Raw genomic sequence first — 22,383 nt, 5'->3', positions numbered from 1 at the left:
CGAATACACGGCCTTACTGACCCGCGGACTGAAAGTCCGCGCTACTCCCTATGACCCCAACCCTCATTTTCGACATGGACGGCGTCCTCGTCGACAACACGCCGGCGCAGGCCCGCGCCTTCCAGCTCCTGTTCCGCGACTTGGGCCTGACCACCAACGCCCGCAAGCTGCTGCAGCGCCTCAACGGCATGCCCGCCACCAACATCCTCAAAACCGTGTTCCAGAAGCCCGTGCCCGAGAAGCAGCTGCAGGAGTATTCCTCGCAGCGCGAGTTCCTCTACCGCACCCTGTACTGGAGCCAGCGGCGCGCCATGCCCGGCCTCGTGCCGTTTCTGGAGGCGGCCCGGGCGGCGGGCTTCGCCATCGGCCTGGGCACCAGCTCGCCGCCCGAAACCATTGCCTACATCCTCGACCACCTCGACCTGCGCCGCCACTTCGACGTGGTGGTGGGCAAGGACGACGTGGCCCGCGGCAAGCCCCACGGCGACACTTTCTCCGTAGTGGCCGCCAAGCTGAAAGCCGCTCCCGAAACCTGCATCGTGTTCGAGGACGCCGTGCTGGGCGAGCAGGCCGCCTACAAGGCCGGCATGCGCTGCGTGGCCGTGGCCTCGTCGTTGCCGGCCAAAGCCTTCCAGGCCCCGCTCACCGTCATCAACGATTTCACCGAGCTCGCGCCCCAGCGCCTGCTGGAGCTGCTGGCCGAGCAGCCCACCGCGCCCAAGCCCGACAAGCAGCGCGCCCAGCGCAACTACATGCAGCTGACCTAGACGCCAGCCTCGTTCACGAAAAAGGCCCCGGCTGCCAGCGCAGTCGAGGCCTTTTTTCAGGACCTTGAAAAGGGCGGCTATTCCACCACCAGTTTCTTCACGATGACGCCCGCCTCGGTTTGCAGGCGCAGCGAATACACGCCCGCAGCGATGCCGTTGAGCGGCAGCGTGTGCGTGGCCGGACCGGCCGGCAGCACCTGCGTGTGCACCGCACGGCCCAGCGCATCAACCAACGCCACCGCTACGGCTTTGCGGCCTAACACGGCGGGCAGCTCCACAAATACGGCTTTGCTAGCCGGGTTGGGGAACACGCTCACTTGGGCGGCCAGCGCGGCCGATGCCGTACTCAGGACGGCCTGCGGGCCAAACACGAGTTCGAAGCGCGGGGTGGTGTTGGCCGCATTCTGGGTGAAGGTGTAGGTCGGGCTCACGCTCAAATCAGTGAGGGTGCCCAGCTGCAGGTCGCGCAGGAAAGGCTGGGCGCCGGCCGAGAAGTTAAGCACCTGCGTCGCGTTCAGCGTGTAAGTGCCCGTGGCGGGCAGCCCGATGAACAAGGGCACGGTGACCGTAGCGGTGCTGCCGGGGGGCAGGCCGTTGATGGCTAGCTGCTGGCCGGCGGCGAAGGAAGCCAGGTTCAGGCCCGTGCTGTTGGGCAGCTTCACGGCATCGAACTGCGAGTCGATGCCAGCCGTGGCGCCGGCCTCGAAGTACACGAAGGTTTCGTCCGACGCCGTGCCCGCCGCAGCCCCGCGCAGCGTAAGCTGCACCAGCGGCCGGGTTTCGGCCGCGTTGCGGTGGTAGGTGGGGCTGGTGTAGGCGGTGGGGCGGTGGCTGTTTTTGAGCGTGAGCACGGCCGCCGTCTGGCCTGTCGAAACGCGCACGAAGAAGCCCTGGCCCAGCGGCAGCACCGGGTTGGCGTTGCCGATGCCGTTGTTGTAGGTGCTGTACGTGCCCACGTAGGCGTTGGCCGGGTTGTCGCTGGCGAAGACATACAGCGCGGGGTCCAGGCCGGGGCGTTCGGCGTCCTGCACCTGCGACCAGTCCAGCGGCGAGGGGTAGGGATTGCCAATCAGCTGCCAGCCGGCGTCGGCCGCCGTGGCTCCGCTGTTGCGGGCCAGATTCAGCACCACGTTGCCGTTGTTCTGCGGGCCCGTCAGGCTAAAGGTCTGGTTGGCCGGCACGTTCACGGTGTAGCCCTGGCCCACGGCCAGCGGGGTGCTCAGCGCCGCGGGCGAGTACCAACCTTTGTCGAAGGCGTTCAGGTTGTTGGACGCCGTGGCCAGGCGGCCCTGGTCGTAGCCATACACGATGGGGAAGGGCACTACCAAGCCCGGCGTAGCCGAGCCGTTGTAGGCCGGGTTCACCACCGGCGTGAAGCTGGCCGTGGCCAGGCTGCCCACCGTGGCATTGCCCACCGGCGCCGCGAAGTGGCGGTACCCCCGGTTCGGGTTCAGGTCGGGCGCGATGTAGCGCTGCACCGTCACAGGACCGTTCACCACGTTGCTGCCGTTGTTCACAACCATCGCCGTGCCCGTGGCGCTCGATTCCAGCGTGAGCGGGTTGCCGTTGGTGGCGAGGATGCCGTTGAGCGTGAGCACGCGCTGCACCGAGGTATTGGCCGAGGTGCTTTGCTGCGCCCCGTTGGCGCCTACCGTCACGTTCCAGAAGCGGGTATTGCTGCTGCCCAGGATGCTGGCCGCCGTGGTGGTGCCCACCTCTACGGTGCCGCCCGTGGCAGTGAAAGTGCCGTTGTTGGTCAGGCTGCCTCGCACGTCGAGCGTGCCGCCACTTTGCGTGAGCGATGCCCCCGAGTTCAGGGTCAGGCTGCGGACGGAGGCCGTGCCGCTGCTGATGTTTGGCATTCTCGGCGCCGAAGCCGAGATAGTGGCGTCGAGCGAGATGGTGGGCACCCCGCCGGTCCAGTTGCCGGTTGTAAACCAGTCGGTGCTCATTGCGCCCGTCCAGGTAGCCACCGGCAGCGTCACCGTGAAGGTCAGGCCGTTGCTGGTGCCGCCGGCCGTGGTCACGGTCAGCAGGCCGGTGGTGGCACCGGCGGGCAGCGTGAAGGTCAGGCTGTTGGCAGTGTTGGCCGTGATGGCGCCCACGGCGATGGCCGCCCCGTTCAGGGTCAGGCCCGTGGCGTTGGCCAGGTCCGTGCCCGTGATGGTGACGCTGGTGCCCACCGGCCCGCTGTTCGGGTTGAGCAGGGTGATGACGGGCGCCACCAGCGGCGTGAGGAAAGTGGCCTGGGCGTAGCTGCCCGTCACGGTGCCCGCGTTGTTGAGCAGCTGCACCTGCTGCAGGCCGCCGCAGCCGCTCTGCACCTGGATGTCGTCGACGAACCAGCCCGGCAGAGCATTTCCGTAGGGGTTGTTCGAATCTGACTGGAACTGGAAGCGCACCCGGATGGACTGCCCGCTAAACGAGGCCAGGTTGATGACGGACTGCTGGAAGGCCGCCGCGCCTTCCAGGCCCGACGACTTGCCGGCGAAGCAGGGCTTGCCCACCGAAGCCGTGCCCGAGGCGAATACGTTGTTGTAGCCGTTCTGCAGGAACAGCGCATTCGCGTCCTGCCAGGCACCGTTGTTCACCGAGATGGCTACCATGCCGCCGTCGTATTGGGCCTCCGAGTTGAAGTAGTGGTAAAAAGTCAGCACCGAGAAGGCGCCCGGCGTGAACGCATCCGACGTCAGGGTGACGTCGGAAGTGGTGTTGGGGTCGCCGACATTCCAGGCACTGGTGCCGCCGTGGGCGCGGGCCGTGGTGGCGGCCCAGGCGTTGCCGCCGCCGCTGGTCACCACGGCGGGCGTGAAGTTGCCCGCGGTGTTGCCGTCGCGGTCATCATTCACCGGAGTCGTCACGGCACAGCCCGCCCCGGTGGCGGTTCGGGCCACAATCTGGAAGGTGCGCTGCTGGCCGGTGGTGAAGCTCAGGCCGGAGAAAGTGACGGTGTTGCCCGCCCCCAGCGTGCCGCCCGGGCTACTGATATATTGAAGGCCGGTGGGCAGTTGGTCGGTGATGGACACCGGGGCCTGGGTCTGGCACTCGCAGGTGGCGGTGAGGTTGATGGCAAACTGATTGCCCACCACCGGGGTGCTGCGGCGGCGCAGGCGCACGCCGGGCACGTCGTAGGCGGCCGTTTGGTCAGAGGCGCTGTTGCTTGAGCCCTCGCGGGCGCTGTAGCCCATACCGCGCCGGGCAAAGGCCCCCCAGATGGCGCAGTGGTAGCGCCCGTTGTAGAGCAGCGAGTCGGCCGCCAGAATGGCGTCGCGGCTGTCGAGGAAGCCGGGTTCGCAGGGCTGCAGCTTCAGGCCCTGCATCACCAGTTGCAGGGCCACGGCGTTGCCGCCGGTGCTGGCGCTGTTGTAGAGGTTGGGCTCGATGCTGTTCTGCTGCTGAATGATGTTCCAGGTCATGTCCCAGAGCGTGGCGGTCCAGATTTCGCCAATGGCGTGCACCTCCGTGTTGGTCGCCATGTTGGCGTAGGTGAGCGGGTTCACGCTCAAGTTGGTGCTGTAAGGGTAACTGCGAATGCCGGCACCGGTGGCGGCCTGGCCGCGCACGTAGGTGCCCATGGGCCGGGCCCGTGTGCCGTCGGTGGTTTGGGTCGTGGTCCAGTCGGTGGTCATCATCAGGGCGAAGAAGTCGCTCCAGCCCTCGCCGGCCTGCTCGGCGTTGCCCAGGCAGCTCACGTTGCTGCCGCCGCCGGTGAGGCGGTTGCTCACGCCGTGGCCGTACTCGTGGGTGATGATGCCGTTGTCCAGGTCGCCGTCGAGCTGCAGTGGGGGGCGCAGCGTGAGCTGCACGGTGGCCCCGCCGTCGAGCTGCCCGGCCAGCAGGGCCCCGTCGGCCTGCGACACCATCACCGCCGGAATGGTAATGGTATTGTCGGTGCCGCCCATCGTCACGGGCGCACCGGCCACGTTATTTATCATCACCACCGCAATGGCGCCCTCGTTCTGGGCCGCCTTCACCTTGATGGTATACATGCAGGTATTGCGGTAAATAAGCGCAATCTTGCCGCTCACGCTCGTCGTCGAGGGCGAGGTGCAGGCGTTGTGCGTGCCCGTGCCGGGGTCGGTGTAGTAGGCCAGCGTGCCGGAGATGGTGCCCTTGTTGGCCAGCAGGTTCGCAGTGCTGAAAGCGCCCTCGGCCACGGTGTAGGTGCGGGCAATGGCCGCCGGGGCCGTCACCTCCATGGCGTTGGCCGTCACCGGGTTCCACAGGTACATCTGCATGCGGCTTCGGGTGCCGTCGGGCGGGGTGTTGAAGTTGGCGTTGTTCACGCCCAAGCCGTCCTGAGCTTCGGCCTGCACGTAGTCGCCGCCCACGCCGCCCCGGCCCTGGTTATCGGTCTGGAAGTTGCCGCTGGCTTCCGTGAAGCCGTACTGGTACAGCACGTCGTGAATCAGGTTATTCCAGTAGAACAGGTTCACGGTGGCGCCCCGGCGGTTCTTGCCCAGCGTGGGCTTGTTGGTGAAGTCGGGCAGGTAGTTGAACACCAGCGAGCTGCCCGTGCCGGTCGAGGGCACCAGGCGGCCGGGGGCGTTCTGCTTCAGGCTGTCGTCGTAGGCCCACACGTTGTTGCCACGCGTGTCGGTGTAGTTGGTGGTACCATCAAAGTGCCAGCCGTGGGTGGTGGCGGCGTTGCCGGCGCCGGCGCGCAGCCAGGGATTGGTGTCGGTGGTGATGGGCGTCACGTCGGGCCGCTCGCCGGGGAAGGGCACCACCAAGTAGCTGGCCGGCGTCACCGTTAGCGTGCTTTTCGCGCCGCTTGGGCCGCGCCAGGCGGGCGCAGCGGCGGGCCGGGCCGGGCCAGCACCGGCCACGGGCCGGAGCGCGGGCGTGGTAGCCGGGTGGGCGGCTTTTTCGCTCACTGTCCAGTTGTCCTGTTCCAGCACCCGGCCGGTAACGGCGTCCACTCGGATGTTGAGCCAGTCGGCGGAGGCTATCACGTCCACGTTCACGTTCCAGGCCAGGTGCAGCTGTTGGCTTTTATCCCGGGCCCATACCAGCCGGGCCACAATGGGCCGGCGCGCCACCCCAGCCGGAGCGAAGCGCTGCTGCTGGTCGGGGCCGGCGGGGCTGTCCTGGGCGGCGGGGCGCACGTCGGGATGGCCCGGCAGCGTAGCCAGCGCCGTAGCCACCGCCCGCGCGGCCGGTACCTGGGGCACGGCCGACAAGCCGGCAAAGGCCTTGGCTGGCACAAAGCTGCCCGCGTGGTGTGCCAGCTTGCCGTTCTTGAAAACCAGCGTCACTATTTGGTTGTAGACCGGGATGCCGGCCTGCAGCTGCTGTGGGTAGGCGTAGAGCAGGCCCGGCGCCTCGGTGTGGGCGCTGGAAATGCGCAGGTCTGCCACCGCCACAGGGGAGCTGGTCCATTGCTGGCGCGTTTGCCAGGCCAGTTCGGTGGCTTGCTGAGCCGAGCCGGATTGGGCCCTGGCGGGCTGCCAGACAGCCACTAGCAGCCCCGCGGCTGCCAAGCAATGAGCGTAGATATTTCTCATCAGCAAAGGATTAGTTTAGAATAAGAAAAAAACTGTCTTCGTACAAATCTATCGTCATTTCATGATACTACAAATACTATATCTATACTTTACATATTTATTCATAAAATCAATCTTTGCGCGCTTATGTACGGCCATTACCACTCCCATCTACCGGCTCCGTGCTGAACCTGGGCGGGGTCTGTTTCCGAAGTAAGCCAGTGCTACGCAAGGCCCGCAGGCGCCCGCGGTCGCGCTGATTCTGCCTACTTCCGCAAGCAGCAAAAAGCCGCGGCTCAGGCAGAGCAGCGGCTTTGAGAAACACCCGGCAGCAAGCCCACCGGCCTAGGCCTTATTCCACCGTGAGGTGCAGGGCCGCGCTGCCGGCGCGTACCACGTACACGTTGCTGGCGGTGCCGCCGGACAGGTTCAGCAGCCAGTTTACCTGCAGGGCGTGCCCGCCGGTGATGGCCAGCGCCGGCCCCGCGGCTTGCTGGGCCAGTGTCAGGCCCGTAGGGGTGGGTAGCTTCACGGCATCGTAAGCCGGCCTGTTCTTCAGGATAGAACCCCCGTAGAAATACTGGGGGCATGGAAGCGGCCGCTTCCGCCACGTCATTGCAAGCCTTTATCACAGGATAGCAGTCCTTCGTCACGTTCCGGCGCAGTCTTTCGGCCCACCGCCGTTGCGCGGAACCAGCCAAGTCCTGCCGTCTTAGCGCCCGGTGTCGTCCAGGGCTGCGCGGGCCCCGTCGAAGGCAGCTTCCATCGTGGGATAAAGCTTCGTGCGCAGCGGCGCAACGCCCCCTTCCAGCTCGCTTTCGCGGATGTAGCGCTGCGTAGCCAACTGGCCAAACACGCCTTCGGCGGGCACTACGCTCACTTCGCGCAGCCCGGCGGCCTGCGCCCGGGGGTTGAACTCGTGCACCAGCCATAGCTGCGCCTCGGTAGGAATGGCCCCCATCCGGCGCACATCAGCCACCATGCCCCAAGGCCGGCTGGGCGTGGCGTGGTCTTCGATGCAACGCAAAGCGGTTTCCTGCAGGGCAATGAACTCGGTGCGGTTGGCAAAGCCCAGCCACTGAATCACCACGCACGGCACGGCTTCGTCCACCAGCACGCGGCCGTAGGGCTCGGAGAAGATTTCGGTATTGGTCATGGGTCCGGCACGGGTAGGTAAGGCCGCGCCCCAAAGCCGCACAGGTGGTTTAAAGGCGCGTCGGCAATACCCCCATTCAGGCAGGGGTGCCGGGCGCTTTTGCCCTTGGTTTTCAGGAAGCGGCACCAAAGCTACTACCCAGCAGGCAGCTTGTGCAAGCGGCCCCGGGTGCCCATTTTAAGGGTCCGGCGCAGCCTACTCTACTCGTAGGGTGCGGGCCACGCGCTGCCCGCCGGCCACCACCTGCACCCGGTAGAGGCCAGGCGCGCGGCCCAGTAGCGGCACCTCGGCCGTGCTGCCGCCCGCGAGCAGGCTCACGGGCTGCTCAAATACCACCGTGCCCTGCGCATCAAACAGCGTAATGGTAGCGCGCGTGGTGCCCACCACCGCCGGCACCGCTACCGTGGCCCGGATGTGGGCCGGGTTGGGGTATACGCTTACGCTGTCGAGCGCCACGCGAGTTTGGCCTCATGCTTCAACGCCTGTCAGGGAAATGATGGGCAAGCCCAGCAGCAAGCCCACGCGGGGCGACAACACAGTTGTTGGCATAGCGAATCGGAAAGAATAAGGTGGGATAGCAGCGCATCGGATAATTCCCTTCTAAGGTCTGTGGACAGTTGGCTGGAAATCCCATTTAGAACGTCATGCTGAGCTTGCCGGAGCATCTCTACCGCGCGAGTAATCCAATTGCTCCACAACGAAGCGGTAGAGATGCTTCGGCAAGCTCAGCATGACGTTCCTTTTTCTCACTGTCCACACAGCCTAATTGGCCTCTCTGTACTTAATAGCCGAAGCACAAGTTGCAGCAGCATAGAAAAGGCCCGCCTCCAACGGAAGCGGGCCTCTCAAATTGTGTAATGCTCGCAGTGCTTACCCCGCCGCCAGGGCTTCGGCACCACCCACGATTTCAGGAATCCAGGTCATGATGCCCGCCTGACGCGTCTGGTTGTAGGTCAGCTTAAGGGCCTTGAGCAGCCATCCCATCTATTCTACTACCAGCACCCGGCTGGCTTGCTGCCCGCCAGCCTGCACCTGCACCCGGTAGAGGCCCGGCGCCAGGCCCGCCAACGCGATTTCGGCAGTAGTGCCGGTGGCGAGCAGGGGCACTTGCTGCGTACGCACGGCCCGGCCCAGCGCATCGCGCAGCGTGAGTGTGGCCGCAACGGCCCCGGGCATCGCTGGCAGCAGCACGGTGGCCGCCGCGTGGGCAGGGTTGGGAGCGAGGCTGAAGCCGGCCAGTTCCGCCGCCGGCCGGGTGGGCAGGGCCACATCGCGCACCGAGGCCAGGGACCCCACGGCATTGGCCGTCGGCGTGGCAATGGCCAGGCTGCCAAAGCTGGCCGGCGGGGCCACCGTGCCGCCCACATACACGCTGCCGCCGCTGATGGCCAGGCCATCGGCCCGGTCGTCGTTTGCCCCACCGGCCTTCAGGGCCCAGGCAAAACTGCCGCTGGTGCCGGCATCGGGTACGCTAGTCAGAAACACGTCGTAGTCCGAGCCCGTGGTGGTGGTGAGCGTGGTACCGCCGAAGGTGGATGAGCCAATGAAATAGCCGCTCACGTACACGTTGGCCCCGCTCACGGCCACCGCGCGCGGGGCCGTGAAGCGCGGCCCGGTGGCCATCACCGCCCAGGCAAAGCTGCCCGTGGGGCCCGCATCAACCAGCTTGGCCACGTACGCATCGCCGCCCACTGAGGAAGGACTGTTCAACGTGGTGGCCCCGAAATCGGCTGTCCCGCCGATGTTGCCCGTCACGTAGAGGTTGCTGCCGTTCACGGCCACTCCGGCAATGAGGTCGGTGGTGGTGGCGGTGCTGCCAGCGCGCTGCGCCCACACAAAGTTGCCGGTGGCGCCCGCGTCGGTCAGCTTGGCCACGAACACGTCGCCGCCGCCCACACTGGTCAGGTTAGTGGTGCCAAAGTCGGCCGTGTTGTAGAAGCCGCCGGTCAGGTACACGCTGCTGCCGTTGGCCACCACGCTCGTGGCGGCATCCCCGCCCGGGCCGCCGCAGCGCTGGGCCCACACGAAAGCGCCGCTGTTGCCGGCATCCGTCAGCTTGGCCACGAAGGCATCGCTGGTGCCCAGGCTGGTCAGCGTGGTGGTGCCGTAGTTGGCCGTGCCCCACACGCTGCCGGCAACGTACACGCTCGTTCCGCTCACGGCTACGCTGGTGGTGCCCCCGTTTAGGTTGCCCCCCGTCACGGCCCAGCCGAAGCTGCCGCTGCTGCCCGCATCGGTGAGCTTGGCCACGAACAGAGCATTGCTGGAACCGGGGGCCTGCATGGTGGTGCTGCCAAAGGTGCCGGTGTTCTGGAAATAGCCGGTCAGATACACGTTGCTGCCGCTCACGGCCACCGCCACGGCCCGGTCGTAGGCCGTGCCGCCGGCCCGCTGCGCCCACACGAAGGCATTGGTGGCCGTGCTCCACTTGGCCACGAAAATATCGGGGCCGCCCGCACTCATCAGGCTCACCGCGCCCAGCCCCAACGTCCCCTCAAAAGACCCCGCCACGTAGATGTTGCCGCTGGCATCGGCCACTGTGGCCTGCACGAGCGAAACGTCGCCGCTGGCGGCCACGGCGCGCTGCCAGGCCGGGGCTTGCGCGTGGGCGGTCGGCCCAGTCAGGCCCAGCAATAGGGCCAACAATAGCAGGCTGCTCGAAGCCAGCCGCCGCAGAGTTAAGTATCGCATGGCTACATCCAGAAAATGAAGCCTCTAGGTACTTATTTGCATAGGTTTTCTGGTCTGAAAATGCTTAGTCGAACAAATAAGTATACCAACCCACGCCTGGGGTCTACCAAGCCCGAAGCACCTCCCCATCCCGCACAAAAAAAGGCCCGCCTCCTCACGGAAACGGGCCTTTACTCAATTACTCATTTGCCATCTTACGGCTACCCTGCCGCCAGCGCCTCGGCCCCACCCACGATTTCGAGAATCTCGGTCGTGATGGCCGCTTGACGCGTCCGGTTGTAAGTCAGCTTGAGGGCCTTGAGCAGCTCACCGGCGTTGTCGGTGGCTTTGTCCATGGCCGTCATACGGGCACCGTGCTCCGAAGCATTGCTTTCCAGCACCGCCTTGTAGAGCTGAATCTTAATGGACTGCGGAATCAGCGTCTGCACGATTTCCTCCTTCGAGGGCTCGAACAGGTAGTCCACGTTCGCCTCCGGCGTAGCCGTAGCGGGCGTTTCCTCCTGCACCAGCGGCAACAGCTGCTGCGTGCGGATAATCTGCGTGGCCACGTTACGGAATTCGTTGTACACCATCACCACCTCGTCGTACAGCCCATCGCGGAAGCCTTGCATGGCCACCTCGGCGGCCGCCCGCACCGTCTCGAACGAGAGCTTGGCGAAGACATGGGTGTAGTCGCCCACCGTCTGGCCGCGACGGCCGTAGTAGTCGTGGGCCTTCTTACCAATGGCCATCACCGAGATGTTGGCCGCCGGCAGGTTGGAATAACGTGAAGCAATGGCCGCGTTCACGCCCTTGAACACGTTCGTATTGAACGCACCGGCCAGGCCACGGTCCGAAGTGATGGCAATAACCAGCACCTTGCGCACCTCGCGGGCCACGCCGTAGTCGCTCACGATATCATCGTCGGCGTTGCGGGTCAGGTTGGTCAGGATGGCATTCAGGCGCTGGGCGTAGGGCCGCATCCGCACGATGTTGTCCTGGGCCCGCCGCAGCTTGGCCGCCGCCACCATTTTCATGGCTTTGGTAATCTGCTGCGTGCTGCTCACCGACTGAATGCGGTTGCGGACTTCTTTTAAGCTTGCCATTTAGGTTGAATTAAGAATGAGGAATGAAGAATGAAGGATTGATGCTTCAGAAACGAAAGCGACAATTCCTCATTCCTCATTCTGCACTCCTCATTAAAAATTTACTTGGCGTAGTTCGCCGAAACGTCCTTGGCTACCTCGCGGATGGCCTTGGTGCCGGCATCCTCCAGCTTACCGGCTTTCAGGGCCTTCAGCACGTCGGGGTAGCGCGAGTTCATCGTCTGGCCGAACTCCTTCTCGAACTCGCGCACGCGGTTCACAGGTACGTTGTCGAGGAGGCCGTTGGTGGCGGCGTAGATGATGGCCACCTGGTCTTCCACCTTCACGGGCGAGTACTGGGGCTGCTTCAGAATCTCCAGGTTGCGACGGCCGCGCTCGATGGTGAGCTTGGTCGAGGCGTCGAGGTCGGAGCCGAACTTGGCGAAGGCTTCCAGCTCGCGGAACTGGGCCTGGTCGAGCTTCAGCGTACCGGCCACTTTCTTCATCGACTTAATCTGGGCGTTACCACCCACGCGCGATACCGAGATACCCACGTTGATAGCCGGGCGAACGCCCGAGTTGAACAGGTTGGTCTCGAGGAAAATCTGGCCGTCCGTAATCGAAATCACGTTGGTTGGGATGTAAGCCGATACGTCACCGGCCTGCGTCTCAATCAGGGGCAGCGCCGTCAGCGAACCGCCGCCTTTCACCAGGTGCTTGATGCTGTCGGGTAGGTCGTTCATGTTCCGCGCAATCTCGTCCGAAGCGTTGATTTTAGCGGCCCGCTCCAGCAAACGGCTGTGCAGGTAGAACACGTCGCCGGGGTACGCCTCGCGGCCCGGAGGACGGCGCAGCAGCAGCGACACCTCGCGGTAAGCCACAGCTTGCTTCGACAAGTCATCGTAAACCACCAGCGCCGGACGACCCGTATCGCGGAAGAATTCGCCAATGGCAGCACCGGTAAAGGGAGCATAGAATTGCAGCGGAGCTGGGTCGGAAGCCGAAGCGGCTACCACCACGGTGTAGTCCATTGCGCCGCCTTTGGTCAAGGCGTTCACCACCTGGGCCACCGTCGAGGCCTTCTGGCCGATGGCGACGTAGATGCAGAACACCGGCTGGCCGGCTTCGAAGAACTCGCGCTGGTTGATGATGGTATCGATGGCCACGGCCGACTTACCGGTCTGGCGGTCACCGATAATCAGCTCGCGCTGGCCACGGCCAATCGGAATCATCGCGTCAATCGACTTGATGCCGGTTTGCATCGGCTCGGTCACGGGCTGACGGTAGATTACGCCGGGCGCCTTGCGCTCCAGCGGCATCTCGTACAGCTCGCCCTGGATGGGGCCGCGGCCGTCGATGGGCTGGCCCAGCGTGTTTACCACGCGGCCCACAATGCCCTCGCCCACTTTAATGGAGGCGATTTTGTTAGTGCGCTTCACCGTAGCGCCTTCCCGGATTTCCGAGTAGTCGCCGAGCATTACGGCACCCACGTTGTCTTCTTCCAGGTTGAGCACGAGGCCTTGCAGGCCGTTCTCGAATTCAATCAGTTCGCCGGCCTGGGCTTTGCTCAAACCGTAGATGCGGGCCACGCCGTCGCCGACCTGCAACACGGTGCCGACTTCTTCCAGCTCGGCTTCCGACTTGAAATTGGACAGTTGCTGCCGCAGGATTGCGGAGACTTCATCCGGACGTACTTCTGCCATTTGTATTGGGAATTAAGGTATAGGGAATACGGGATATGGGGCAGGGACAATGAGAGCGTATCCCCTATCCCAACTTTCCTATACCCTACAGTTTTTGTTGGTAAGAATTTTCTTGCAGCGACGTGCGCATCTTGCGAAGGCTCGTGCGCACGGAATCGTCAATCTGGTTGTCGCCCACCCGCAGCACGAAGCCGCCGATGAGTTCCGGGTCCACTTTCTCGGTGAGCTGCACCTCGGCCAAGCCAGTTTGCTTGGTCACCAGCGCCTGAATCTCGGCGCGGGCGGCAGCCGACAGCGGCGTGGCCGACGTAACCTGGGCCGCTTGCACGCCCTGCATCACGTTGTACTGCGCCAGAAACTCGGGTCCGATGCCTTCGATGGCCGACTCGCGGTTTTTCTCGGTAAGGATGGTGAAGAAGCGCAGCGTCATGTCCGACACCTTGCCTTTGAAGATGGCGTTCAGGATGGCCAGCTTCTTGTCGTGCTTCACAATCGGGTTGCGCAGCAGCAGGCGCAGTTCGCGGCTTTCGGCCATGGTTTTGCTCAGCAGGTCCATGTCCGCTTTCACTGCGCTCAGGGTGCCCATCTCCTTGCCCAAGTCGAGGAGCGACTTGGCGTAGCGGGCCGCTACTCGTTGGTCAGCCATAGTTTTTTGAAGTTTGTCATGCTGAGCTTGCGAAGCATCTTATCAGGTTCGCGCCGCTCGGTAAGCTAAATCTGACGAAAGCAGCGGTGATAAGATGCTTCCTTCGTCAGCATGACAGACGTTAGTTCAATTTCACGTCTTTCAGGTAAGAATCGACCAGCTGCGTTTGGGCGGCGGGGTCGGTCAGCTCGCGGCGCAGGATGCGCTCGGCGATGTCGAGCGACAGCTTGGCGGCGGTGTTTTTCACTTCGGCCAGGGCCGCGTTTTTCTCCGTCTGGATGGCTTCGCGGGCTTGCTGGATGATGGTGTTGGCTTCGGCGGTGGCGCGGGCCTTTTCGGCTTCGCGGTGCTGGTTGGCCATTTGGGTGGCTTCCTGCATCATGCGGTCGCGCTCGAGGCGGGCATCGGCGAGCAACTTCTCGTTGCCGGCTTTCAGCTGCTGCATTTCAATCTTGGCCTGGTCGGCCATGCGCAGAGCGCCTTCGATGTTGTCTTCGCGCTCTTTGAGGGCCAACAAAATCGGCTTCCAGGCAAACTTCGCCAGCAGGAACAACACCAGCAGGAAAATAACCAGTTGCCAGAAAATCAGGCCGAGTTCAGGGGATAAAAAAGCTGGCAGCATTGCGATTGTATTTTAAAGAATGTCAACTAATCAAATAACAGATTAGGAGCAGGTAAGCCCGCCGCGCCAACTGCATTTTGCAGCAGCGGGCGGCGGGCTTCCAACTACTTCCGGGCCCGAAGCCCGGCCGGCACTAAACGAGTTTCGTCCAGATAAGCACGCAGACTACGACTGCGAACAGGCCCAGACCTTCAATCAGAGCGGCGGCGATAATCATAGCCGTCTGGATTTTGCCCGAAGCTTCCGGCTGACGGCCGATAGCATCCATGGCGCTGCCGCCGATGCGGCCAATGCCCAGGCCAACGCCCAGAGCTACCAGACCAGCACCGATACCGGCACCCATTACAGCCAGACCAGGACCGTAGTTAGCCGCCATAGCGACAGCTTGCAAAAACAAAGAGAGCAACATAAAAATTGGAAAAAGGGGGAAAAGAAAAAGTTCGTCAGTCCCGCAGCGGGGGGGGGGGATTGCCACGGTCTGGCCGAAACAGCCAGTTGGCGGGCGGCGGGCGCCCGGCCGGTTAAGTCAGGTTAGTGGGCGTGGGTCGAGGCAGAGCCGTCGTCGTAGCCCATTTGCATGTCGGCGTCGTGGTGCTCTTCTACCGCGCCGCCGATGTACATGGAGGTGAGTAGCGTGAAGATGAAGGCCTGCAGCACGGCCACCAGCAATTCGAGCACGTTGATGAACAGGCCGAAAGCCAAGGTCACCGGCGCTACGGCCCACGATTTAAAGATGAACACCAAGCTGATGAAGCTCAGCACCACGATGTGGCCCGCCGTGATGTTGGCGAACAAACGAATCATGAGCGAGAAGGGCTTAGTGAAAATGCCAATCACCTCCACGATAATCATGATGGGCAGCAGGGGCTTGGGCACGCCGGGCGTGGCGAAAATGTGGGCCCAGTAGTACTTGTTGCTCGAAGCCAGCGTGATAATCAGGGTCATCACGGCCAGCACCATGGTCACGGCGATGTTGCCAGAGAGGTTGGCTGCGCCGGGCGTGAGGCCCAGCAGGTTGTTGAACCAGATGAAGAAGAACACCGTGAGCAGGTACGGCATGTAACGCTCGTACTTCGGGCCGATGTTTTTCTTGGCTACTTCGTCGCGGATGAAGACGATGATGGGCTCGAAGAACGACTGAATGCCTTTGGGGGCGCGGCCGTGGTTTTTCTTGTAGCCGCTGGCTACGAGGGTGAACACGACGAGCATCAGGATGGCGCTGCCAATGAGGCCGGCCACGTTTTTGGTGATGGAGAAGTCGTAGACTTTGCTGCCATCGGTGCTCACGAGGTGCTCGTGCTCCAGCTTCAGGCCGTCGTATTCTTTGGCGGCGCCTTCGGCTTCGCCGTTGGAGATTTTCTCGGAGGAGAACACCGACACGCCTTTGTTGGGGCGGTAGGCGATGATGGGCAGGTAGGTGGTGAAATTGCCGTTGTCGGTGGCCAGCCAATGCCACTCGTGCGAATCGCCGATGTGGTGCAAAATCATTTCGCCGGGATTGAAGCCTTCGGCCTTTGCGCCCTCGCCGGCGGGCTCGTTAGCGAAAACGGAGAGGGAAACGAAACAAAGAAGAATCGAGAGTAAACGCTTCATCCAAAGTTAATTAATGACTGATTTCAGGCTAACGCACTATGTTTGCGTTACTTGCTTTCCTGAAATCGGCCGCAAGTTACTCAAAGTAGCCCAGATTTCAAACCCGGCCCACGAAAAGTACAGGATGAAGAAGGCCCCGAGGAAGGTCCAGACGCCCCGCGGCTCGCGCGCAATTCCGCTGCTCAGCAGCCACGTCACGAGGCCCAGTGAGGTGAGTAAGCGGACCGTCATGCCGATGAGGTAGCCCATGCCGAGGCTATTGGGGTCGCGGGCCACGAGGCGCGCGGTGAGGCTGTAGGCGAAGTAGGTGAGGGCAGCCATGACAGCGAACAGCAGGCCGGTGCGCGGGTGGATGACGGCCGCGCCGTAGACACGGTGCAGGACGTAGATGGGCAGGCCCAGCGCAGCGGTGAAGACAAGGAACTGGCGTGGGAACTTGGGCATGGGTGGGGCAAAGTCAAAAACAAAACGTCATGCTGAGCGGAGGCGCAGCCGCAGTCGAAGCATCTTTACCGCGCAACGTAATCATTTACTATTGCAGTAGAGATGCTTCGACTGCGGCTGCGCCTCCGCTCAGCATGACCAAGTGTAGCGTTTCAACTATAACGACTCCTTGGTGAGGCTGCGGATAACCTGAAACACGGCTACGAAGACGCCCAGGAGCAACAGCACAATGGTGAGCCAGGGCTGCGTGTTGAATTTTCCGTCGAGCCAGTAGCCGAGCCAAGCGCTGCCGCCGATGATGGCCAGCATCTGGAAGGCCAGGCCGGAGTACTTCATCACGGCTTGGAGGCGGCTGTTGCCGGCGGGCTGGGGGTCGGGAGGGGTGGGCATGGGCGGGAAGGAAGGGCGGTTGGCAAAGTTACGACGGGGCGCGCGCGGGGTTTGGACCGGGAAAAACGTAATTTTACTCGTTCCGCTTCGTTAACGTGCGGAGTTATCGAACATTTCCGGGAGCTTTGCGCGTTTCGCCAGCCCGGACCCGTCCTTTCCTATTGCTTTGACTTTGACACATTCTTCGCTGACATACCGCTGGGCGGCGCTGCTGGTCTTCCTGATTGGGGTGGGCGTGGCGGGCTGCGCGTCGGACAAAAACCTGGTGGCCCACGCCTTCAACAACGTGGCGGCCCGCGACAACGCCTATTTTCTAGCCCGCCAGAAGCTGCTGCTGACCGAGGACAAGCTCTACGCCGGGCGCATCAACGACTACAACCAGACGCTGCCGCTGTTTCCGAGCCTCGACAGCGGCACGGTGCGCGCTAGCCGGGCCGATTTGAACGACGTCATCAAGAAAGCCTCGATGCCAATTCAGAACCGGCCGGGCTCGGACTGGACTGATGACGCTTACATCGTGGTGGGCTGGGCGCGGTTTTATGAGATGCAGTTTGATGACGCGGCGCTGACATTTAAGTATGTCAACTCGACCAGCAAGGACGCCAACGCCAAGCACGAGGCCCTGATTGGGCTGATGCGAACCTTCGTGGCGCAGGGTGAGATGGAAAGCGCCAAGGCGGTGTCGGATTTGCTGGACAAGGAACAGGGCTTGCCGCAGGACGCCCGCCAGTTGTTCCTGACGCGGGCCGACTACTACATCCGCACCGAGGAGCCGGCGAAGGCCATTCCGCAATTGGAAAAGGCTATTCCGCTGATTGAGTTCAAGAACGAACGGTCGCGCACGCGCTACATTCTGGCCCAGCTTTACCAGGACCAGGGAGAGAATAAGAAGGCCTACGACCAGCTCGACCAGATTCTGAGCCGCAACCCGCCGTACGAGCTGGATTTTCAGGCTAAGCTGCTGCTGGCCCAGGTGTCGGAGCTGGGGGCGCAGGACCGGGAGCGGCTGAACAAGAACTTCGCGGGCTTGCTGAAAGACCTCAAGAACAAGGACTACCGCGACAAAATTTATTACGAGATGGCGCGGCTGAACTACCGCGAAAAGAACTACCCGGAGGCGCTGAAGCTGCTCCGGCAATCCATTGCGGCCACTACTACCAACAAGACGCAGAAAAGCTACACCTACCTGCTGGCGGGCCGCATCTATTACGAGAACCTGCAGAAGTACCGGCTGGCGGCCGCTTATTACGACAGCACGGTGCAAAACCTGAACAAGGAAGCCAAGACCTACGCCGCCATCAAGGAGCGCAGCGACATTCTGAAGGAATTCGCCAAGCAGTACACCATCATTGAAACGCAGGACAGCCTGCAGGCCCTGGCCAAGCTGCCGCAGGAGGCGCTGGACCAGCAGCTTAACCTGTATGCCGAGGCGGAAATTACGGCAAAGCAGAAGGAGGCCGCCAAGCTGGCCGCGCAGCAGAAAGCGGCGGCGAAGGAGGCGGAGTTTGCCAGCCGCCAGCCGAGTGGCAGCAGCGGCATCGGCTCCGGCCTGGCGCCGAGCGGCATCCCGGGCGCGCCCGGCTCTACCGCCGCCGACCCGATGTCGTTCGACCCGCTGGCCGTGGCTAATGGCTCGAAGTGGTATTTCGACAACCCGGCAGCGCTGGGCACGGCGCGGGCCGAGTTTGTGCGGAAGTGGCAGGGGCGCCAGCTCCAGGACAACTGGCGCACCGTGAGCCAGGCCAGCAGTTCGCCCAACACTGTGGCTAACGGCGGCGTGCCGCTGAGCATGACCGGCAACTCGACCACAGCCGTGAACAGTGCCAAAGCTGACTCGATAGCGAAAGCGGCTCCCGTAGACCCCAACGCTGAGAAAAATGCGCTGGTGGCCAAGTACCGCAGCGCGCTACCGACTACCCCGACGCAGTTGGAGGCATCCGACAAACAGATTGAGGCAGCTCTGTACGAGTTGGCGGGCATCTACAAAGAGATGCTGAGGGAGCGCGAAAAGGGCTTCGAGACGTACGAAAAGCAGGTGACGCGCTACACCCGCGGCGCACACGCGCCCGATGCCTACTACCTGCTTTACTTGTATTACAAGGACAAGCCCGATGCGGCCAAAATGGCGCAGTATGCGGCAGCGCTGCAGAAGGAATTCCCGACCTCCATCTACGCCAAGCTGATTGCCGACCCCTTGTACCGCGAGCACGAGCTGGCGCTGCACAATGCCGTGGCCAGCCGCGTCGATTCGGCGTTCACTTACTACAAAAACCAGAATTTTGGCAAGGCCAACGCCGTGCTGGCCCGCACCGAAAAGCTTTACCCCAAGAGCGACCTGAGCGACCGGGTGGCTTATATGAAAACGCTGCTGGTGGTACGCACCCAGGCGCCGCTCACGGCGCGCTCATCGGTGGAAAAATTCTACAAAGACTACCCCGACAGCCCACTGGTGCCCCAGGCCCAGGCCCTGGCCGAAGCTTACAAGAAGCAGGATTCGGGGCAATTGGCTGGCGCGCTGGCTTCGACCGAAAAACCAGTGGTGTCGCTGTTCCGCCCCGGCGAGGTAGACAACCGCATGCGCATTTTTTATCGCGAGGACGAAACCCCGGCCAAGGCCCTGAATCCCACCGGAGCCGTGCCCGAACCGGCTAAAACGCCCCCGGCATCCCCAAGCCCGGCCTCTGACCTGAAACCAGCAGCTACTGCTCCCAGCGGTTCGGCCGGGCCCGCGTCGGTGGTTGCTTCGGATAAAGACGCCACTGAAAAATCGGTGGCCAAGACACCCAGGAATACCAAGGCAGCTCCAGCCGCAAAAGATGCTCCAGCTGCTTCAGTTCCGGCTCCCACCGCTTCCCCGGCCCCGGCGCCGGCTGGCGCGGGCGCGGCGCCGGCCGTTAGTACACCTCCGGCGCCCGCCCCTGCGCCGGAAGCTCCCACCACTGCCTACACCACGCAGCTGAGCGGAGCGCACGCGGTGGTGCTGGTGTTTCCGAAAGCCACGCCGCCGGCTGCGGACCTTGCCACGCAATTGGGCGCTTATAACGGCCGCTACTTCAAAGCCAACAACCTGCAGGTGGAAACGCCGGCCCTCGGCGCTGACCAGACGCTGGTGGTGGTGCGGGCGCTGCCGGGCGCCAAAGTGGCCCAGAGCTACGCCACCAAGCTGCGCGGGCCGCAGTCGCCGCTGGGGCGCCTGCGGGGCCAGGGCTACCAGACCCTGGTTATCAGCATGGAGAACTTGGCGCTGTTGCAAGCCTCGGGTGATTTGGCGGGGTATTTGAGTTTTTACCAGCGCGTGTATAAATAGCCGACGCGGGCAGTTGCTGCGCGGGCATGGGTGACCAATGCCGCTGAACCGTATAAAGCCTCCGCCCACCCTCGGAGGCTTTATTTTTGCCTGATTATTTCTGTTTTGTTCTTATGCCTACTTCCCCTCCTACTCGCCGCCCGAAGCCCCAGCCCTTGAAACCTGCGCGCAACGGACGGTTCACGGCGTTTGTTCGGACCATGTGGGTGCTGTTTGGCGCGGGCGTGGTGGGCCTAGGCCTGTTTGTGCTGGCCGTGAGCGGCAACTTCCTGAACCTGTTCGGGCGCATGCCCAACCTCAAGACGCTGGAAAACCCGCGTTCCGAGCTGGCCTCCGAGATTTATTCGGCCGATGGCGTGCTGCTGGGCAAGTATTTCCGGGAGAATCGCACGCCCGTCGATTTCAAAGACTTGCCCCAGAACCTGATTGACGCCCTCATTGCCACCGAGGACGTGCGCTTCGAGCAGCACTCCGGCATCGATGCCAAGAGCGTGTTGCGGGCCGTGACCGGCGTGCTGACCTTCTCGCACAACGGCGGCGGCTCCACGCTCACCCAGCAGGTGGCCAAGGTGCTCTTCAAAACCCGGCAGGATTTGAACGACGGCTCCCTGAACGGCACCGGCAAAATCGGCATGCTCATCACCAAAACCAAGGAGTGGATTCTGGCCATCCGGCTGGAGCGCAACTACACCAAGCGCGAAATCATCCGCATGTACCTCAACACGGTGGAGTACGGCTCGAACTCCTTCGGCATCAACACGGCGGCCAAGACGTTCTTCAACAAATCGCCCAAAAACCTGAGCACGCCCGAGGCCGCCACGCTGGTGGGCATCGTGAACGCGCCCGGCCGCTTCAGCCCCGTGGTGCACCCCGACCGCTCGCGCAAGCGCCGCAACTGGGTGCTGCGCCAGATGGCCAAGTCGCACTACATCACCGACGCCGAGCTGGCCCAAGATACGGCCAAGGCCATTGTGCTACACTACTCGGTGGAGAACCCCAGCAAGGGCCTGGCCCCCTACTTCCGGGCCGAGGTGGTGAAGTCGCTGGTGGCCTGGGCCAAGGAAACCGACCACGACCTGTACGCCGACGGCCTGAAAATCTACACCACCATCGACTCGCGGATGCAGGAATACGCCGAGAAATCGGTGGCCGAGCACCTGGCCCTGCAGCAGAAGTGGTTCAACGCCCAATGGAAGGGCCAGCTGCCCTGGCGCGACGAAAACGGCAAGGTCATCCCCGATTTTCTCAACATTGCCATGCGCCGCACCCAGCGCTACAAGTCGCTGATGAACCAGTACGACGGCAACCGCGATTCCGTGAACTTCTACCTGCGCCGCAAGTACAAGATGCCGGTGTTCACCTGGCAGGGCGAGAAGGAAATGATGATGTCGCCGCTCGACTCGCTGGCCTATTATAAACGCTACCTGCGTGCCGGGTTCATGGCCATGAACCCGCTGAACGGCCAGGTGAAGGCCTGGGTGGGCGGCCCCAACTACAAGTTCTTCAAGTTCGACCACGTGCGCCAGGGCAAGCGCCAGCCCGGCTCCACGTTCAAGCCCATCGTGTACACGGCCGCTATTGAGCAGGGCGGCTATTCGCCCTGCTTCCCCCGCCCCGACGTGGCCACTACCTTCCCGGCCGTGGCCGGCCGCGCGGCTTATACCCCCAAGAACTTTGAGGGCACTTTCACGGGCCGCACCTTCACGCTGCGGCAGGCCCTAGCCCGCTCCATGAACTCCATCACGGCTTGGCTCGTGATGAAGATGGGGCCGGAAACCATCGCCACCTATGCCAAGCGTCTGGGCATCACCTCACCCGTCGATGCCGTGCCTTCGATGGGCTTCGGCACCTCCGATTGCAGCATTTTTGAGCTGTGCGGGGTGTACGGCACCTTCGTGAACAAGGGCATCCACACCGACCCCATCATGGTCACGCGCATCGAGGACAAGAACGGCAACGTGTTGCGCGAATTCGTGCCCCAGACCCGGGAAGTGCTCAACGAGGAAACGGCTTACATCATGACCAACATGCTGCAGGCCAGTACCACCGAGCCCGGCGGCACCAGCACCATTCTGCACACGGGCTTCAAGTTTCCCTATGAAATCGGCGCCAAAACCGGTACCACCTCCAACTATTCCGATGCCTGGTTCATGGGCATCACCCCCGATTTGGTGTGCGGCATGTGGATAGGTGGCGAAGACCGCAGCATTCACTTCCGCACCGGCGCCTACGGCCAGGGCGCCCGCGCCGCCCTGCCGCTCTACGGCCTCTTCATGCAGAAAGTGTACAAGGACAAGAGCATCGGCATCAACACCAGCCCTTTCCCCAAGCCCGCCGCCCCGCTCAGCATCGAGCTCGATTGCTCGAAGTACTACGGCGGCCAGCGCGACACCATCCCCTACGACCAGAAGATGCAGGTGCCCGACGCTTCCGATTTGGATGATAAGGACATCTAGGCCAACTGTTGCGGAAGACTGGCGCAACTCTCCAGTAGGTTTTTATTGCAGACCTAAA

General features: G+C 63.0%; 16 protein-coding genes and 1 pseudogene. 3 read left to right on the top strand and 14 right to left on the bottom strand.

Annotation, left to right across the window (positions count from 1 at the left end; translation table 11 throughout):
• The first annotated feature begins 50 nt into the window (after window positions 1-50).
• Complete coding sequence (locus tag Q5H92_RS20660) at window positions 51-767, top strand: HAD family hydrolase (RefSeq protein ID WP_305013454.1); 717 nt, start codon at window positions 51-53, stop codon at window positions 765-767.
• Window positions 768-844: 77 nt separating this feature from the next.
• Here Q5H92_RS20660 and Q5H92_RS20655 read toward each other — a convergent pair whose 3' ends face one another.
• The 14 genes and pseudogenes from Q5H92_RS20655 to Q5H92_RS20590 form a co-directional block, all read right to left on the bottom strand.
• Window positions 845-6,274 carry a M36 family metallopeptidase gene (locus Q5H92_RS20655; protein WP_305013453.1) on the bottom strand — a complete coding sequence of 1,810 codons (5,430 nt, stop codon included), beginning with the start codon at window positions 6,272-6,274 and terminating at the stop codon, window positions 845-847.
• Window positions 6,275-6,605: 331 nt separating this feature from the next.
• The gene (locus tag Q5H92_RS20650; protein ID WP_305013452.1) at window positions 6,606-6,785 is read right to left on the bottom strand and encodes a hypothetical protein; all 180 of its coding nucleotides are present in this window, start codon (window positions 6,783-6,785) and stop codon (window positions 6,606-6,608) included.
• 180 nt (window positions 6,786-6,965) lie between these two features.
• On the bottom strand, window positions 6,966-7,409 hold the full coding sequence (locus Q5H92_RS20645) for a hypothetical protein (RefSeq protein ID WP_305013451.1): 444 nt from the start codon (window positions 7,407-7,409) through the stop codon (window positions 6,966-6,968).
• A 195-nt stretch (window positions 7,410-7,604) separates the two neighbouring features.
• Window positions 7,605-7,865, bottom strand: a complete 261-nt coding sequence (locus Q5H92_RS20640; protein ID WP_305013450.1) for a T9SS type A sorting domain-containing protein — start codon at window positions 7,863-7,865, stop codon at window positions 7,605-7,607.
• Window positions 7,866-8,279: 414 nt separating this feature from the next.
• A pseudogene (locus Q5H92_RS20635) lies at window positions 8,280-8,390 on the bottom strand (F0F1 ATP synthase subunit gamma); the annotation flags it as partial.
• Between the two features lie 3 nt (window positions 8,391-8,393).
• Entirely contained in the window at window positions 8,394-10,100 is a 1,707-nt protein-coding gene (locus tag Q5H92_RS20630) for a T9SS type A sorting domain-containing protein (protein ID WP_305013449.1), read from the bottom strand.
• Window positions 10,101-10,300: 200 nt separating this feature from the next.
• Entirely contained in the window at window positions 10,301-11,185 is an 885-nt protein-coding gene (gene atpG / locus Q5H92_RS20625) for an ATP synthase F1 subunit gamma (RefSeq protein ID WP_305013448.1), read from the bottom strand.
• Window positions 11,186-11,286: 101 nt separating this feature from the next.
• The gene (gene atpA / locus Q5H92_RS20620; RefSeq protein ID WP_305013447.1) at window positions 11,287-12,867 is read right to left on the bottom strand and encodes a F0F1 ATP synthase subunit alpha; all 1,581 of its coding nucleotides are present in this window, start codon (window positions 12,865-12,867) and stop codon (window positions 11,287-11,289) included.
• Window positions 12,868-12,952: 85 nt separating this feature from the next.
• Window positions 12,953-13,513: an ATP synthase F1 subunit delta gene (gene atpH / locus Q5H92_RS20615; protein ID WP_305013446.1), complete on the bottom strand. Its 561-nt coding sequence runs from the start codon at window positions 13,511-13,513 to the stop codon at window positions 12,953-12,955.
• 121 nt (window positions 13,514-13,634) lie between these two features.
• Window positions 13,635-14,135 (bottom strand): F0F1 ATP synthase subunit B, encoded by a 501-nt coding sequence (gene atpF / locus Q5H92_RS20610; RefSeq protein WP_305013445.1) that lies wholly within the window; start codon window positions 14,133-14,135, stop codon window positions 13,635-13,637.
• A 133-nt stretch (window positions 14,136-14,268) separates the two neighbouring features.
• Entirely contained in the window at window positions 14,269-14,544 is a 276-nt protein-coding gene (gene atpE, locus Q5H92_RS20605) for an ATP synthase F0 subunit C (protein WP_168671467.1), read from the bottom strand.
• A gap of 122 nt (window positions 14,545-14,666) precedes the next feature.
• Window positions 14,667-15,728, bottom strand: coding sequence for a F0F1 ATP synthase subunit A (gene atpB / locus Q5H92_RS20600; RefSeq protein ID WP_305013444.1), 1,062 nt, complete (start codon window positions 15,726-15,728; stop codon window positions 14,667-14,669).
• A 36-nt stretch (window positions 15,729-15,764) separates the two neighbouring features.
• Window positions 15,765-16,172, bottom strand: coding sequence for a hypothetical protein (locus Q5H92_RS20595; RefSeq protein ID WP_305013443.1), 408 nt, complete (start codon window positions 16,170-16,172; stop codon window positions 15,765-15,767).
• A gap of 156 nt (window positions 16,173-16,328) precedes the next feature.
• Window positions 16,329-16,562 carry an AtpZ/AtpI family protein gene (locus Q5H92_RS20590; protein WP_305013442.1) on the bottom strand — a complete coding sequence of 78 codons (234 nt, stop codon included), beginning with the start codon at window positions 16,560-16,562 and terminating at the stop codon, window positions 16,329-16,331.
• A 172-nt stretch (window positions 16,563-16,734) separates the two neighbouring features.
• Between Q5H92_RS20590 and porW the strand changes: the two genes are divergently transcribed.
• Window positions 16,735-19,869 (top strand): type IX secretion system periplasmic lipoprotein PorW/SprE, encoded by a 3,135-nt coding sequence (gene porW, locus Q5H92_RS20585; RefSeq protein ID WP_305013441.1) that lies wholly within the window; start codon window positions 16,735-16,737, stop codon window positions 19,867-19,869.
• 113 nt (window positions 19,870-19,982) lie between these two features.
• On the top strand, window positions 19,983-22,325 hold the full coding sequence (locus Q5H92_RS20580) for a penicillin-binding protein 1A (protein WP_369811168.1): 2,343 nt from the start codon (window positions 19,983-19,985) through the stop codon (window positions 22,323-22,325).
• The last annotated feature ends 58 nt before the right edge of the window (window positions 22,326-22,383 follow it).

This window comes from Hymenobacter mellowenesis (assembly GCF_030581005.1).
Classification (GTDB): Bacteria; Bacteroidota; Bacteroidia; order Cytophagales; family Hymenobacteraceae; genus Hymenobacter; species Hymenobacter mellowenesis.
This window is presented reverse-complemented; position numbering and strand designations above follow the sequence as displayed.

Excerpts from the sequence above, each read along its gene's own strand:
- Q5H92_RS20595 (WP_305013443.1), bottom strand. The coding sequence starts at position 16,172 with ATGCCCAAGTTCCCACGCCAGTTCCTTGTCTTCACCGCTGCGCTGGGC.
- atpG (WP_305013448.1), bottom strand. The coding sequence starts at position 11,185 with ATGGCAAGCTTAAAAGAAGTCCGCAACCGCATTCAGTCGGTGAGCAGC.
- Q5H92_RS20590 (WP_305013442.1), bottom strand. The coding sequence starts at position 16,562 with ATGCCCACCCCTCCCGACCCCCAGCCCGCCGGCAACAGCCGCCTCCAA.
- Q5H92_RS20630 (WP_305013449.1), bottom strand. The coding sequence starts at position 10,100 with ATGCGATACTTAACTCTGCGGCGGCTGGCTTCGAGCAGCCTGCTATTG.
- atpH (WP_305013446.1), bottom strand. The coding sequence starts at position 13,513 with ATGGCTGACCAACGAGTAGCGGCCCGCTACGCCAAGTCGCTCCTCGAC.
- Q5H92_RS20655 (WP_305013453.1), bottom strand. The coding sequence starts at position 6,274 with ATGAGAAATATCTACGCTCATTGCTTGGCAGCCGCGGGGCTGCTAGTG.
- Q5H92_RS20660 (WP_305013454.1), top strand. The coding sequence starts at position 51 with ATGACCCCAACCCTCATTTTCGACATGGACGGCGTCCTCGTCGACAAC.
- atpF (WP_305013445.1), bottom strand. The coding sequence starts at position 14,135 with ATGCTGCCAGCTTTTTTATCCCCTGAACTCGGCCTGATTTTCTGGCAA.
- atpE (WP_168671467.1), bottom strand. The coding sequence starts at position 14,544 with ATGTTGCTCTCTTTGTTTTTGCAAGCTGTCGCTATGGCGGCTAACTAC.
- Q5H92_RS20645 (WP_305013451.1), bottom strand. The coding sequence starts at position 7,409 with ATGACCAATACCGAAATCTTCTCCGAGCCCTACGGCCGCGTGCTGGTG.
- atpB (WP_305013444.1), bottom strand. The coding sequence starts at position 15,728 with ATGAAGCGTTTACTCTCGATTCTTCTTTGTTTCGTTTCCCTCTCCGTT.
- Q5H92_RS20580 (WP_369811168.1), top strand. The coding sequence starts at position 19,983 with ATGCCTACTTCCCCTCCTACTCGCCGCCCGAAGCCCCAGCCCTTGAAA.
- atpA (WP_305013447.1), bottom strand. The coding sequence starts at position 12,867 with ATGGCAGAAGTACGTCCGGATGAAGTCTCCGCAATCCTGCGGCAGCAA.